Origin of the sequence: Streptomyces sp. ISL-43 (assembly GCF_018614195.1) — a bacterium.
Lineage (GTDB): Bacteria > Actinomycetota > Actinomycetes > Streptomycetales > Streptomycetaceae > Streptomyces.
Window position 1 is genome coordinate 140,407 of sequence record NZ_JAGGOT010000034.1, and the last position, 13,885, is coordinate 154,291.

General features: G+C 74.5%; 13 protein-coding genes, 1 tRNA gene and 1 pseudogene. 6 read left to right on the forward strand and 9 right to left on the reverse strand.

Annotation, left to right across the window (positions count from 1 at the left end; translation table 11 throughout):
* Positions 1–327 precede the first annotated feature (327 nt).
* From J7F03_RS20455 to J7F03_RS20465, 3 genes and pseudogenes are all read right to left on the reverse strand, one after another.
* Positions 328–401 (reverse strand) — tRNA-Lys (locus tag J7F03_RS20455).
* A pseudogene (locus J7F03_RS20460) lies at positions 392–971 on the reverse strand (bifunctional DNA primase/polymerase). The gene J7F03_RS20455 and the pseudogene J7F03_RS20460 overlap by 10 nt, the downstream one beginning before the upstream one ends.
* A 168-nt stretch (positions 972–1,139) precedes the next feature.
* Entirely contained in the window at positions 1,140–1,487 is a 348-nt protein-coding gene (locus tag J7F03_RS20465; protein WP_214951423.1) for a hypothetical protein, read from the reverse strand.
* Between the two features lie 224 nt (positions 1,488–1,711).
* On the opposite strand from J7F03_RS20465, the gene J7F03_RS20470 reads away from it, so the two are divergent.
* Positions 1,712–2,194: a MarR family winged helix-turn-helix transcriptional regulator gene (locus tag J7F03_RS20470; protein WP_214951426.1), complete on the forward strand. Its 483-nt coding sequence runs from the start codon at positions 1,712–1,714 to the stop codon at positions 2,192–2,194.
* A gap of 33 nt (positions 2,195–2,227) precedes the next feature.
* On the opposite strand, the gene J7F03_RS20475 is transcribed toward J7F03_RS20470, so the two are convergent.
* The 4 genes from J7F03_RS20475 to J7F03_RS20490 are packed head-to-tail and all read right to left on the reverse strand — an operon-like array spanning position 2,228 to position 7,194.
* The gene (locus J7F03_RS20475; RefSeq protein ID WP_214951428.1) at positions 2,228–3,556 is read right to left on the reverse strand and encodes an AAA domain-containing protein; all 1,329 of its coding nucleotides are present in this window, start codon (positions 3,554–3,556) and stop codon (positions 2,228–2,230) included.
* Positions 3,553–5,154 (reverse strand): hypothetical protein, encoded by a 1,602-nt coding sequence (locus J7F03_RS20480; RefSeq protein WP_214951430.1) that lies wholly within the window; start codon positions 5,152–5,154, stop codon positions 3,553–3,555. Before J7F03_RS20480 ends, J7F03_RS20475 begins: the two co-directional genes overlap by 4 nt.
* Positions 5,142–6,398, reverse strand: coding sequence for a hypothetical protein (locus J7F03_RS20485; protein WP_214951432.1), 1,257 nt, complete (start codon positions 6,396–6,398; stop codon positions 5,142–5,144). Before J7F03_RS20485 ends, J7F03_RS20480 begins: the two co-directional genes overlap by 13 nt.
* Positions 6,310–7,194: a phosphatase PAP2 family protein gene (locus tag J7F03_RS20490; protein ID WP_214951434.1), complete on the reverse strand. Its 885-nt coding sequence runs from the start codon at positions 7,192–7,194 to the stop codon at positions 6,310–6,312. Before J7F03_RS20490 ends, J7F03_RS20485 begins: the two co-directional genes overlap by 89 nt.
* 152 nt (positions 7,195–7,346) lie before the next feature.
* On the opposite strand from J7F03_RS20490, the gene J7F03_RS20495 reads away from it, so the two are divergent.
* On the forward strand, positions 7,347–7,943 hold the full coding sequence (locus tag J7F03_RS20495; protein WP_214951436.1) for a histidine phosphatase family protein: 597 nt from the start codon (positions 7,347–7,349) through the stop codon (positions 7,941–7,943).
* A 90-nt stretch (positions 7,944–8,033) separates the two neighbouring features.
* Here J7F03_RS20495 and J7F03_RS20500 read toward each other — a convergent pair whose 3' ends face one another.
* A complete protein-coding gene (locus tag J7F03_RS20500) occupies positions 8,034–9,374 on the reverse strand; it encodes a tetratricopeptide repeat protein (RefSeq protein WP_214951438.1) in 1,341 nt (446 codons plus the stop codon).
* A 355-nt stretch (positions 9,375–9,729) separates the two neighbouring features.
* Here J7F03_RS20500 and J7F03_RS20505 point away from each other — a divergent pair, with 355 nt between their 5' ends.
* Positions 9,730–10,182, forward strand: a complete 453-nt coding sequence (locus J7F03_RS20505) for a hypothetical protein (protein ID WP_214951440.1) — start codon at positions 9,730–9,732, stop codon at positions 10,180–10,182.
* Between the two features lie 34 nt (positions 10,183–10,216).
* On the forward strand, positions 10,217–11,089 hold the full coding sequence (locus J7F03_RS20510) for a spermidine synthase (protein ID WP_214951442.1): 873 nt from the start codon (positions 10,217–10,219) through the stop codon (positions 11,087–11,089).
* Between the two features lie 30 nt (positions 11,090–11,119).
* Here the strand turns inward: J7F03_RS20510 and J7F03_RS20515 are convergent, their stop codons facing one another.
* Entirely contained in the window at positions 11,120–11,644 is a 525-nt protein-coding gene (locus J7F03_RS20515) for a hypothetical protein (RefSeq protein ID WP_214951444.1), read from the reverse strand.
* 79 nt (positions 11,645–11,723) lie between these two features.
* On the opposite strand from J7F03_RS20515, the gene J7F03_RS20520 reads away from it, so the two are divergent.
* Both J7F03_RS20520 and J7F03_RS20525 read left to right on the forward strand, forming a co-directional pair.
* Positions 11,724–12,413, forward strand: a complete 690-nt coding sequence (locus tag J7F03_RS20520) for a response regulator transcription factor (protein WP_214951446.1) — start codon at positions 11,724–11,726, stop codon at positions 12,411–12,413.
* Positions 12,410–13,789, forward strand: a complete 1,380-nt coding sequence (locus tag J7F03_RS20525; protein ID WP_214951448.1) for a HAMP domain-containing sensor histidine kinase — start codon at positions 12,410–12,412, stop codon at positions 13,787–13,789. Before J7F03_RS20520 ends, J7F03_RS20525 begins: the two co-directional genes overlap by 4 nt.
* Positions 13,790–13,885 lie beyond the last annotated feature (96 nt).

Sequence of the window (13,885 nt, forward strand, 5' to 3'; positions counted from 1 at the left end):
CCCGCATCCGGGCTACCTGCCCCCGATCCGGCTGCACGACCTGCGGCACAGCGCGGCCACGCTGGCGCTGGCCGCTGGAGGAGACATGAAGGTGATCTCAGCGATGCTCAGGCACTCATCCATCCAGATCACGGCGGACACCTACACCTCGGTGCTGCCGGAGATCGCCCACGCCAACGCCGAAGCGGCCATCGCGCTGGTGCCGCAGCCGAACCCCGCGCGGACCGATGGCGGCGCGGTTAGCCCCTCGCTAGCACCGGGGGCCGGAAACGCCAAAGGCCGCCCTTCCCGAAGGAAGGACGGCCTGGTCAGGCGATTGCCTCGCTGTGCGCCGCCAGGGACTCGAACCCCGGACCCGCTGATTAAGAGTCAGCTGCTCTAACCAACTGAGCTAGCGGCGCTTGGTGACGAGGAAGACATTAGCACCCCGACCGGCGATCGGAAAAATCGATATCCGCAGCTCGGGTGGCACGGACGAACGCCCACAGCAGGGCCTCGGGTCCGGGCAGCCAGGGCGTCCTGGCGTCGGGTGCCACCAGCCACCGGGACGGCCCCGGACCGGCGGCCAGCGGGGGCACGGCGACGGCGTCGCCGCGGCCGTGGCAGAGCGGGGCGGGTGCGGGCGCGCTCCACTCCTCCCAGGCGAGCAGGGCCGGGAGCCGGTGGGCGGTGCCGGGAGCGGCGAAGAGCAGCGTCCGGCCCCGGTGCACCGCGGCGGGACCGGAGCCGGGGCCCTCGGCCCAGAGCAGGTCGAGCATCCGGCGCCCGAGGACGGCCGGGACGTTGACGACGTCGAAGGCGGTCCCGCAGGGCAGCACGGCGGGTGCGGTGGGCCGGGCCTGCCAGGCGCTCAGGGTGCTCTGGGGGTGGGCGGACGCCGAGGCGAGCCAGGCGGCTCCGGCCGGGGTGACATGGGTCGCGGAGGCGCTCGTCCGCACGTCGAGGGCGGGGCAGCCGGTCAGGGTCGTCATGCGTCAAGGTCTACCGGCTGTAGCGATTCGATCCCCGGGAGTTACGGAAATCCGGGACAGGTCGGGTGTTGCTGGGGTATGTTGCGCCCCGCATATGCCAGTGGTCGCGCCCGTCGTGCCGGCGGCCGGACCCCGGCGTGCCGCGACACCCGGACCCGCCCCGGCGGCTCAGAGGGCCTCGGGGGCGGCGCCGCGGAGCAGGGACTCGCCGAACTCGATCATCTTGCGCGCGTAGTCCCCGGTCCACTCCGCCTGCTCCGCGATCACGTCCGCGGACAAGCGGTCGAAGCGCCGCGGATCCGCCAGCTGGGCCGCCGCCACCGCCTGGAACTCCATCGCCCGCTCCTGTGCCGCCCGGAAGGCCAGCGTCAGCTCCGTCGCCCGGGCCAGCAGCTCCCGCGGGTCGTCGATGGATTCGAGGTCGAAGAAGTGCTCGGGGTCGGTGACGGTCTCCGACGGCTCGAAGAGCAGCTGCGCGGGCCGCGGCTTCCGCTCGGTCCGCTCGGGCTCTGTCATGCGTGTCCTCCTGCTGCGCGTACGAAAAGCTTCCGGGCCACCGTCCATTGTCCAACGTCGCGCAAGAGCGCCCGGGGCGCGAGCCGCTCACGCGCCGACCGGTGTGCTGGTCGGCGCCGCCACCTGCCCGGGACGGCCACTGACGTGTCACCTATGGAAGCCGAGGAATGCGTGACATGTCACCTAGATAGGTGACATGTCACGCAGCGGTCTAGACTTCACCCATGACCGACAACGAGAGCGGGCCGCGCTGGCTCACCGCCTCCGAACAGCAAGCCTGGTACGCCTGGCGGCGGATGTTCCCACTGGTCAACGCCGATATCGCGCGCGACCTGACCCAGGACAGCGGGCTCTCCGAAGCCGACTACGACGTCCTGTCCGTCCTCGGCTCCACCGACGGCCACCGCATGCGCATCAGCGCCCTCGCCGTCCTGATGCAGTGGTCCCGCAGCAGGCTCTCCCACCAGCTCACCCGCATGGAGCAGCGCGGCATCGTCCGCCGCGAGGAGGTGGCTGCCGACGGCCGCGCCGCCGAGGTGGTCCTCACCGAGCAGGGTGTGAGCACGATCATGACGGCCGCCCCGCTCCACGTGGAGTCCGTACGCCGCCACCTGATCGACATCCTGACCCCGGAGCAGCTGCGCACCTTCGCCGAGGTGGGCGAAGTGCTCCGCACCCGCCTCGGCGTCGAGCGCAAGTCCCGCTAGGTCCTGTCCGCCCGGACAGGACCTGGATGGGGCCTAGGGGCGCCAGCTCACGCGGTGTTCCGCCAGGTGCGCCAGCACCGAGTGGTTGGCCTCCCAGCCGTCCGGGAACTTCACCGTCACCCCCAGCTGCACGGGCTCCGTCGACGGGTGGTCGTCCAGCAGTTCCGCTATCCCGGCCCGGGCCACCACCACGCAGGCGTGCCGGTGCCGCGAGGCCAGCACGCACAGCCGGCCCGTCTCCAGGTGGAAGGCGGTCGCGTCCGGGCGTCCCGACAGGGGGTGGAGGACCACGGTGAGGTCGTACTCGCGGCCCTGGAGCCTGTTCGCGGTGTCCACGGTGACGCCGGTGACCCCGAGCGCGGCCAGCGCCGCGCGGACCGCGGACGCCTGGTCGCGGTGCGCGGTGCCCACCGCGATCCGGTCGGCCGTCAGCGGGGACGGGCCGCCGGGCTGCTCGTCCACCGTCACCGCGCCCCGGTCCAGGGCACGGCGGACCACCAGGGCCACCGCCCGCACCGCCTCCGGGTCGGTCCGGGGCGTGTGCCGGGCCGGCAGCTCCAGCAGCCCCCAGCCCGATTCCGCGGCCTCGTCCAGCACCCGGTCGGGGCCCGAGCCGTCGCCCGCGACCCCGTAGGACAGCCGCCGCTCGCCGGGGCCCGTACCGCTGCGGAACGGCGTGTACGGGTAGAAGGCGCGGGAGACCAGCGGCGCGGCCGAGGCCGGCAGCCGCCACGAGACCGGTAGCCGGTGCTGCGGCAGGGTCGGATTGTGGGCGAGCAGGGTGCTGACCGCCGAGGCGGACGGGTCGTAGGACAGCCCGGCCCACTGCTCGGCGCCGACCACGCTGAAGGGATCCAGCTGCCCGGGGTCGCCCACGAACAGCGCCCGGTCGAACAGCCCGGCCACCGACAGCAGCGCGTCCGAGCGCATCTGGTACGCCTCGTCCACGATGGCGTGCTCCCAGGGCTCCACGTCCTTGACCCACGCCCACTTGGCCGCCGTGGAGATGGTGACCGGCAGCCCGGCGAGGTCCGCGGGCTTCGCCGAGAGGACCACCGAGTCCAGCTCGCGCAGAGCCGGATCGTAGGCGTCCGCGTCGCTGCTGTGCAGCCGGCCGACCTTCAGGCCCGGATCCTTCCCGTGCAGCCGCAACACCAGGTCGTCGACCTGCGCGTTGGTCTGCGCGACCACCATCAGCCGCCGCCCGGCCGCCGCCAGCTCCCGCGCCGCGCGCACCACCAGCGTGGACTTGCCGGCTCCGGGCGGGGAGTCGACGACCACGCCCCGCGCCTTGCCGTGCAGCGTGTCGTGGAGGATGGCAGCGACGGCCCCGTCGGCCGCGGTGCCCGGATCGAAACTCACAGAAGGTCCTCGTCGGTCACGGGGTCGGGCAGCGGCAGCGTGGGAGCCGAGCCGGTCAGGTGGGCGGGCGGACCGCCGTGGGTCCACGGGGTCTGCTCGGGGTCCGGCAGCTTCGGGCCGCCGCGCGAGTCGTGCTCGAACAGCGTCCAGCAGACCCGGTCGCCCTTCTCCGGCACCGAGCCCGCCTCCGGATCCTTGCCGCGGCCCATCTTGTCGAGGAGGCGCAGCACGAGCCGGCCGTCCTCCTCCCAGCGCACGAACCGGGCGCTCTGCGGGCGCCCGTCCAGCGAGCGGTACACCTTCGCGCCGCCGCTGCCGCCTTCACCGCCGCCGTCGGTGAGCTGCGGCCGGTCCTCCGTGGCCACCGTCACCAGCGGGCGCGGGCTCGGCCGCTTCGAGTCCGTCCACTCCATGACCACTTCGGTGACCTCGCCGGCGAAGGCCTCGCCCGCGAGCCGCCGGCCGGCCATCACCAGCGGGTCGTCCAGTGCCTCCTGCGCGTCGAGCCTGACCTGCTCGGTCTCCCGCTTCGCGAGCTTGCGCGCCGCCGTCACCGCGTCGTCGCGGCGCGGCTGCGGCGCCTCGCCGGCCCGCACCCGGTCCCGGTGCCCGGTGTACGACCAGCGGTCGCCGGTCCAGCGCTCCTCGGTCCGCTGCCCGGCGGGCAGTTCGCGCAGCAGGCCGACGGCCTGCCACACCGCGTGCCAGGTGCTCTCCATCTGGGTCTCGACCAGCCGCCGGACCGCCAGCTCGGCGGACCGGGCCCCGTCGGCTCCCCGGGGCCCGGCCGCCCGCGCCGCGTCGAACTTCGCGATCGCCGGGGCCAGCAGCTTGTTGTCGAAGGCCGGATCGGTGGCCGGACCGGCCGGCGGGACCAGCAACTGGCCGTCCGCGCCCCGGCCGAGCTCCGCGCGCAGCGCCCGCTCGGCGCCGGACTCGCCCCGCGGGGGGTCGATCCACGCCAGCAGGGCCCGCAGGTGCTGGTCCTCCAGATTGCTCTGGCCGCTCGCCCAGTGCCGGGACAGCAGATCCGTCGCCGACAGCAGCATCGACGACCCCGGCACCCGCGAGCGCTCGGCGAGGTGCGTGAACCAGCGCCCCAGCAGCGGTACTTGCGCGGGCGCCGGATACGGGTTCTCCGGGTCCTCCTCGGCGGTCCGCCGAAACCGCATGGACCGCCCCAGCAGCCGTACGTACTCCACGCCCGCGCGGCTCGGCACGATCAGTTGCGGCGCGTCCACGCAGAGCTCGGCCTCCACCTTGACCCGCTTGCCCGTCTCCGGATCGGTCTCGGTGTGCTCGGCCGGCTCGACGTCGTCCGCGTACGAGTCGATGTACGGGACGACGTGCCCGGCGAGCTCCGCCAGGAACTCCCACCGCAGGTCGCGGTCGCGCGGCTGCGGTATGACGAGGACCTGCGGCTCGTCCGGGTCGGTGCCGAACATCGCGCCGAGCGGAGCCCCGGCCTCGCCCGCCGTCGTCAGCGGTACGAAGACCAGCGGGCGCTCGCTCAGATGCCGGTGCCGTACGGTCGCCAGGGCCTGGGCCCGGCCCGCCCGGACGGCCTGAAGCCTGGCCAGGGTGGTCAGCAGGGACATGCGGCGGCCTCCGGGCGGGTACGGGCGGGGGCCTGCTCCAGCGCCTCGGCGCGCAGCCGGGCGGCGTACCGCAGCGCCGCCGCGGTCGGGTCCTCGGAGGCGGAGGCGGAGGCGGAGGCGGCGGCGGCTTCGGCGACGGGGCCGGGGCCTGCGGGAGCGCCGCACCCGGCGGCCGCCGCGAGGGCGGCCTCGACGGTGGTCAGCGCGCCCAGCTCGCCCCGCACGGAACGGCCCAGCGCGGTCACCTCGTCGGCCCCGCGCGCCCGGTCCCGGCAGTGGAAGGCCAGCTCGCAGGCGGCGAGGCACTCGGGGGCGTAGGCGGCGGACACGGCGGAGACGGCCTCGGTCAGCTCCTCGGCGGAGCGCGCCGGGTCGAAGCTGAGCCCCTCGGGCAGGGCGCCGGCCAGCTCCTCGACCCGGGTGAGGCGTTCCAGCTGGCGCCGGGTTACGGCGCGCTCGCGGCGGACGTCGACGGCGGCGGCGGTGGGCAGGTTGGAGAAGTCCTTGGGGCAGACGAGCAGCACGGTGTGCCCGACCTCGGCGCCGGCCAGCTTCGCGGCGGTCGTCTCCAGGGCCAGTACGTAGACGGCGGCCTGGCGGGCGGCGGCGCCCACCTTGGCGGCGTCGGCGGCCCCGTCGATCATCGGGAAGGACTTGATCTCCACGACGGTCCAGCGGCCGTCGGGGTGCACGACGACGGCGTCCGGCTCCAGATAGGCGGGGGAGCCGGCCACGTCCAGGGCGAGCATCGGGTGGTCGAGCAGGGTCCAGGCCCCGGCGGCGGTCGCGTCCCGCAGCGCGAGCGCGGTGCGGGCGGCGCGGCCCTGCGGCCCGGCGGCGGTGAGTTCGGGCACGAGCGCGTCCGGACCGGGCGGCTCGGCCGCGCCGCCCGGCCCCGCGCCGATGTGCTCGTACACGAGTCGCAGGAGCTCGGCTCCGCCGTCGCCCTTGACCTTGGCCTCGAAGGAGTTCCCGCGCACGATGGCGAACTGCGACTGCCCGAAGGCGGCGGGCGAGCCGAGGGCCGCCGCGAGGGCGGTCTTGTCCACGCCGGCGCTGTCGAGCAGGGCGCGTCTGCCGCAGCCCGGGTTGGCGGCGAGCGCCGCCAGCGCGCGGGCGTCGAGCGGGCGGGGCGGGACGGCGGGACCGCGCAGGTCAGCGAGCCGCTGCCGCAGTGTCCTCGGGGGCCGGGTCGTCGGCTGCGAGGTCTTCGGTGGCTGACCGCTGGACGGGTAGGAGCTCACCCGCGGAAGTGTCCCATCCGCCACTGACAATCGTGGACTTACCGCGGAAACCGGCGCTCCGGCCGGTGTGCGGGGCGGACCAGGCGGGCAGGGCCCGGGCCGCGAGGAAGCCGATGCCCATGACGGCGGCCCCGGCGACGGCGTCGAGGAAGTAGTGGTTGGCCGTGCCCATGACCACGAGGGCGGTGACGGCGGGGTAGGCCGCGCCCAGCGCCCGCACCAGCGGCCGGCGCCCGCAGCGCCACAGCAGGATCCCGCACCACAGGGCCCAGCCCACGTGCAGGCTGGGCATGGCGGCGAACTGGTTGGTGAAGGAGCCCAGTCCGCGCGGGGCGCTGGCCTCGCCGCCCCACCAGCCGTAACCGCTGTACCGGGACATCGTGTCGACGAACCCGTACGAGGCGTCGAGCAGCCGGGGCGGGCAGGTGGGGACCAGGGCGAAGCCGATGAGCCCGAGCAGGGTGGACATCATCAGCCAGGTCCGGGCGAATCGATACTGCTGCGGGCGCCGCCGGTAGAGCCAGACCAGCACGGCCGGCGTGACGAGGTAGTGCAGGGAGGCGTAGACGAAGTCGGCGGGTATGCCGAGCACCCCGTGGTGGGTGAAGATCCGGTTGAGCGGCCGCTCGAAGTCGAGCCGCAGCAGCTCCTCCAGCCGCAGGATCGCCAGCCCGTGGTCGACGGCGAGTTGTACGTCGCCCCGAGCGAGGAGTCTGCCGCCCGAGTACGCGCCGTAGACGAGTCCCAGGAGCAGCAGTTCTGCCCACCAACGAGGGGGCTGCCGCCGATTAGTCATACGGCGTAGGACGTGTGTGAACTGGCGTAGGTTGCGCGCCGTTCATGTGATGGATGATGGACGGACGACGGAATCCCCGCAAAGCCGTGCGAATGGTTCCGCCGGTGCCGCCCCTGTTTCGCTCTTCAGCCCTCTCGACCGGGAGAACTCATATGGCCCCCCGCATCCTCTTGGCCCGTCACGGCCAGACGGCGTGGTCCCAGCTCGGCAAGCACACCGGACGCACGGACGTGCCCCTGCTGGAGGAGGGGAAGCGGGGCGCGAAACTGCTCGGCGAGCGCCTCGGCCGCGACCCGTGGGCGAGCCTGCGCGGCCTTGAGGTGCGCACCAGCCCGCTGGTGCGAGCGAGCGAGAGCTGCGACCTGGCGGGCTTCGGCATCCAGGCCGAGCCGTGGGACGTGCTGATGGAGTGGGACTACGGCGACTACGAGGGCATGACCCCGGCCGAGATCCAGGCGATCCGGCCCGGCTGGCTGATCTGGCGCGACGGGGTCCCGGGCGGCGAGTCCGTCGCGGACGTCTCGGCCCGCGCGGACGAGGTCGTCACCTGGGCCCGTTCGGCCGAGCGCGACGTCCTGGTCTTCGCCCACGGCCACATCCTGCGGACGCTGGCCGCCCGCTGGCTCGGCTTCGACGCCTCCTTCGGGGCCCGCATCCGCCTCGACCCGACCTCCCTGTCGGTCCTGGGCTGGGCGTACGGGGACCCCGCGCTGGAGCGCTGGAACGACACGGGCCACCTGGACGCGTAGGCCGCAGGCCCGGTCGTCGAAGTGGCGCCCGGCTCCACTTCGACGACCGGGCCTGGCCGACCGGACGGGGCCGCCGGGGCCTGTGGCGGGTCAGGCCGGCGCGTGGCGGGTCAGGAACGCGCCCACGCGCGGGGAGCGCTGGTGCGGGACCAGGGTGCGGGCCGTCGCCGCCAGCATGGACTGGATGCGCGTCGACTGGACCTCGGCCAGCAGGTCCAGCACCCGGCCGCCGGCCCAGGCCGCCTCGTCGGGGGCGCCCGCGTGAGCCAGGTCGTCGGCCAGCTCGGCGGTGTACAGGGCGACGTTGCGGGCGAAGTGCGGATCCTGGAGGTCCGCCGCCCTGCGGGCGTGCCGGGCCGCGCGGGCGTGCTCGCCGAGCGCCGCCCAGCAGCGGGACTCCAGGTACTCCAGCTCGGCCTCGCCGAAGAAGGACATCCACTCGGGGTCCGCTCCCGCCGGGCCGCGCGAGAACTCCGTGTGGGCCCGGGTCAGCGCCTCTTCACACGCCTTGCGGTCCGCGAGCCCCGCCCAGCCCCCGGCCTCCCGCAGGGCCAGCAGGGACAGCAGCCGCGGGGAACCGAGGGCGCGGGCGGCGCGGCGGCCCGCCTGGGCCGCCCGTACCGACTCGCGGGAGCGCCCGCAGTCCCGGGCGAGGAACGCCATGTTGCTGAAGGCGTGGGCCTCCAGCCCGGCGTCCCCCGAGACCCGGGCCGTCGCGAGTGCCTCCGCGTAGTGCGAGCGGGCGTCGTCGAAGCGGCCCGAGTCGTGTGCGAGCCAGCCCACCGAGATGGCCAGCTCGCCCGCGCCCGCGTGCAGCCGGTCCTCGGTGGACTGCCGGGTCGCCCCCGCGTCGAGCAACGCGTAGGCGGTGCGCAGGGGTTCCGCGGCCCGCCTGTACAGGGCGTCCGCCCCGTGCCGGTCGTCCAGCAGCCGGATCTGGCGTACGGCGTCCTCGACGGCGGCCGCCTCGGACTCGCCGGCACGGGAGGGGAGCCGGCGGGTGTCGCCGAGCAGGGTGAGGCTGAGCGTCGCGGCCGCCACGGTCGCGGAGCCGCCCGCCATGAACGCGCGACGCAGCACGTCGCTCTCCTTGGAACGCGAAGGGGAACCTGGGCTGGGGTGCCTGGTGAAGGGGGAGAAGGGCGAGGCCTGTTCGCGCTGCGCCAGCCGGCCGCGGACGCTCTCGCGCGGGGAGAAACCGAGGTCGGCCAGGGTGCGGCCGGGGAACATGTGGAGGAAGACCCGCTCGTAGGCGTAGTTGGGGCAGCGGATCTCGCCGGACTCGACCCGGCCGATGTAACGGGCGTCGCAGGAAACCGTTTCTCCGATTTCCTTCGCCGCCCTGCGCACCATCGCGGCGAACTCGGCCGGGGAGTGCTGACCGCGCAGCCGCCGGAAGGGGGAATTGGGCGAGTGGGGGGACGCCGCCATGGACGTGACCTCTCTGGGGCAAGGGACGCGCTGCCGGTGACTGTGTGGCCCTGTGGCCGTGTCGCGGTGGAGCGGTGTGGCCGTGGAGCGGTGCGGTGGGGGTGCGACGGGGTGTCCGGCGGGCATGAACGTACCGCCAGCGGCAGCGGGTTGACCCGGTGTTTGGCTACAAAACGGATATCTCACCCACGATCCGCCATGAACTGCCATCCTTTGCAGCGTCTTGCCGCCGCACCTGTTGACGTTCCCGTGCGTTGAACCCATGCGGAGTGGGAGGAGGCTTCCTGGCTTCCCGTGTCCACTCCCGCGAGGCTCGTACGCGGATCGAGGAGGGGTTCCCTTGGTGGAGGGCGGCATGGAGAGCACTGGAACGAGCACCGCGCCCGAGCCCGGCGCGTCCCTGATCACCGGCACCCCCCCGATCACCGGCACCCCCCTGATCGCCGGCGCCCCGGACCTGGTCACCGTGCCCACCCGGCAGGGGCTGGAGGCCGTCGACATCATCCGCCGGGCCGCCGGCCAGGCCAGCCAGGCGGGCGGCGTCGGCCCGGTCCTGCACGACGGCTCCGGCAGCACCCTCGGCTTCCTCGTCCCGCCCGGCACCGCCGACGCCTGGGACCTCCCGGGCAGCGCCTGCACCCAGACCAACGGGCGCGGCATGCGCTTCGGCGACACCTCGCCCGCCGCGGGCGCCACCGGCTGGCTGCTGCCGCCCGAGGCCGTCGGGCCGGTCACGGATCCGGAGGTGCTGCGCGCGGCGCTCGGCGAGGCGGCCCGGCTGATCGAGGCCGCGGACAACTGTTGCTGACTCCCTCCATGCCCTGACCAGCCATAATGGGGGCGTGGCAGGCAAGGGCAAGGACAAGCGGCGCGGGCGCGACACCTCCGAGGCGGTCGTCGGGCAGGTGGACGGCGGCCAGGCCTCACTGGAGCCCGACCGGGAGCGGTCCCGCGCCTGGACCCTGCTGATCGACGGGGCCCCGCAGTCGCACGTGGACCTGGACGACCCCGGATACCTGGACTTCTCCTACCAGCGCCGGATCGGCCACCTGATCGACCTCGTCGCCCCCGCCCGCCAGCCCCTGAACGTGCTCCACCTCGGCGGCGGCGCCTTCACCCTCGCGCGCTACACGGCCGCCGCCCGCCCCCGCTCGACGCAGCAGATCGTGGAGATCGACGCCGGACTCGTCGCCTTCGTACGGGAACACCTGCCGCTGGACCCGCAGGCGCGGGTCCGGGTCCGGGCGGTCGACGCCCGGGCCGGGCTGGCCAAGATTCCCGACGGCTGGGCCGACCTGGTGATCGCGGACGTGTTCAGCGGCGCCCGCACTCCCGCGCACCTGACGAGCGCCGAGTTCCTGGACGACGTACGCCGGGCCCTGGCGCCGGGCGGCTGGTACGTGGCGAACCTCGCGGACGGTCCGCCCCTCACCCACCTGCGGGGCCAGATCGCGACGACCGCGTCCCGGTTCGCGGAGCTGGCGCTGGCAGCCGACCCGGTGGTGTGGCGGGGCAAACGATTCGGCAACGCCGTCCTGGTGGCCGCCGACCGCGAGCTCCCGCTCGCCGAGTTCACCCGCCGCGTCGCGAGCGACCCCCACCCCGGCCGGGTCGAACACGGCCGCGCCCTCACCGACTTCGCGGGCGGCGCGGCCCCCGTCGCGGACGCCTCGGCGGTGGCCTCGCCCGAGCCCCCGCCGTCGGCCTTCCGCTAAGGGCTTTCGGATCCTGCCGGGCTCCCCGTGCTACGGGTCGACGATCTCCACCAGCGGCGGATGGTCGTGCCACGTGCAGAACACCGACACCTCCCGGCCGTCGCGGGTGAAGGTGACGCGGATCCAGAACTCCGTCTTCCACACCTGCATCCGCCAGCCGGCCGCGGGGGTCGCCGAGACCAGCTCGCCCGAGGAACCGCCGAGGCCGAAGACGACCCGCCCGCCGGAGACGCTGTACGCCTTCACGTCCCCGCTCGCGCCGCCCTGTCCCTCCGGCGGCGCTACGGGCGCCTGCCGCGAGGGCGGCGCCGCCGGCTTGGCGGACGAGGCGGACGCCGAGGGGGACGCCGAGGGGGAGGGCGAGGAGGACGGGGACGGCTCCGGGGGCTGCGCCTGGTGCGTCGAGGAGGAGAGCGGCCGCGTGGCCAGCGGCACCGCGAGCGGGGGATCGTAGGCCGTGCCGGACATCACCGTGTGCACGCCCCACCACGACAGCGACACCGCTGCCCCGGTCGCAAGGGTCCACGCCCCCGCATGTACTAGTCCTCGTCGCATCGGGGGACATACTGCCCCACCCGTCCCAGGCCTGGCCCGGCACCCTCGGGCATCCCCCGAATGGGCTACGGTGCGGGCCATGGCAAGTGTGCTCGTGGTCGAGGACGACCAGTTCGTACGTTCCGCCCTCATCCGGCACCTGACCGAGGCCTCGCACACCGTGCGCAGCGTCGGTACCGCCCTGGAGGCCCTGCGCGAGGTCGCGCACCACCGCTTCGACCTGGTCATCCTCGACCTCGGATTGCCCGACCTGGACGGGGCCGAGGCGCTCAAGATGCTGCGCGGCATCACCGATGTGCCCGTGATCATCGCGACCGCCCGCGACGACGAGGCGGAGATCGTCCGGCTGCTCAACGACGGCGCCGACGACTACCTGACCAAACCTTTCTCCGTGGAGCACCTCTCCGCCCGGATGGCCGCCGTCCTGCGCCGCGCCCGCTCCGCCGCCGGAGCCGAACCGCCCTCCCGCGTCCTGCGCGTCGGCGGCCTCGCCATCGACCCGCTGAGGCGCCAGGCCGAGCTGGACGGGGCGGTACTGGACCTCACGCGGCGGGAGTTCGACCTGCTGGCCTTCCTCGCCGGGCGACCGGGCGTGGTCGTGGCCCGCCGGGAACTGCTCGCCGAGGTCTGGCAGCAGTCCTACGGCGACGACCAGACCATCGACGTCCACCTCTCGTGGCTGCGCCGCAAGCTCGGCGAGACCGCCGCCAGCCCGCGCTACCTGCACACGCTGCGAGGTGTGGGCGTCAAGCTGGAGCCGCCGCAGTGAGGTGGGCGCTGGTCAAGGTGTGCCTCGCGGTCACCGTGATGGTGGTCGTGGCCTTCGCCGTACCGCTGGGGCTGGTCGTCCAGGAGATGGCCAGCGACCGGGCGTTCTCCAACGCCGAACGGCAGGCCGCCACCATCGGGCCGACGCTGTCCATCACCACCGACCCGACGCAGCTGCGCAAGGCGGTGGAGTCCACGCAGATGGGCGCGGCGCGGCGGATGGCCGTGCACATCCCGGCCATGGGCGACAGCCCGAACGTGGACATCGGCGACGGCTGGGCCGGCGAGCACGCCGTCGCCGAGACCCGGCGGATCGGGCGGGCGGCCACGGCCCCGGTGGCGGGCGGTGGCTCCGCGCTGCTCCAGCCCATCGCGCTCGGCTCCGGGGACATCGCGGTGGTGGAGATCCTCGTCCCCGAGAACGAGGTCAGCAATGGGGTCGCCACCGCCTGGGTGGTCCTCGCCGGCGTCGGCCTCGCGCTGATCGTGGGCTCGGTGGCGGTCGCGGACCGGCTCGGCGCCCGCCTGGTGCGGCCGGCCGAGCGCCTCGCGGACGCCGCGCACCAGCTGGGCGAGGGGCGGCTCGGGGCGCGGGTCCCGGAGAAAGGGCCGAAGGAACTGCGCTCGGCGGCCGTCGCGTTCAACGCGATGGCGGACCAGGTGATGGAACTCCTCGCCAACGAGCGGGAGCTGGCCGCCGACCTCTCGCACCGGCTGCGGACGCCGCTGACGGTGCTGCGGCTCAACGCGGCCTCGCTCGGCGACGGCCCGGCGGCGGAACAGACCCGGGCGGCCGTGGAGCAGCTGGAGCGCGAGGTCGACACGATCATCCGTACCGCCCGCGAGCAGCGCGCGCCCGCCTCGGCCACGGGCGGCGCCGGCGCCGGCTGCGACGCCTCCGAGGTGATCCGCGACCGGATGGACTTCTGGTCGGCGCTGGCGGAGGACGAGGGGCGCGAGGTCCGGCTCGCGGGGGTCGACCGCACGGTACGGATCCCCGTGGCCCGGCCCGAGCTCGCCGCCGCGCTGGACGCCATGCTCGGCAATGTCTTCCGGCACACCCCGGAGGGCACTCCCTTCGCGGTGGACGTCCACGACGCCGGGGACGCGGTCATCGTGCTCGTCTCGGACGCGGGAGGCGGCATCGCCGATCCCGACGCGGCCCTGCGGCGCGGCAACGACGGCGGCCGTGACGGTTCGACGGGCCTCGGCCTGGACATCGTGCGGCGCGTCGCGGAATCCACGGGCGGAGACGTGCGGCTCGGGCGTTCGGTGCTCGGCGGCACCGAGGTGCGGGTGTGGATCTCCCTGGACGGCCGGTGGCGGGGCGATGCGGCCCGCGCCGGGCGCGGCCGGCGCAAGCGGCGGGGCAACTGACCGCGCAAGCCCGGGGCGGGCGGGGCAACCGTCGCCCCCTCGGCGCGAACGGCGGGGCAACCGATGTAACCCGGCGGCCGCGGGGGGCGCGCCGCG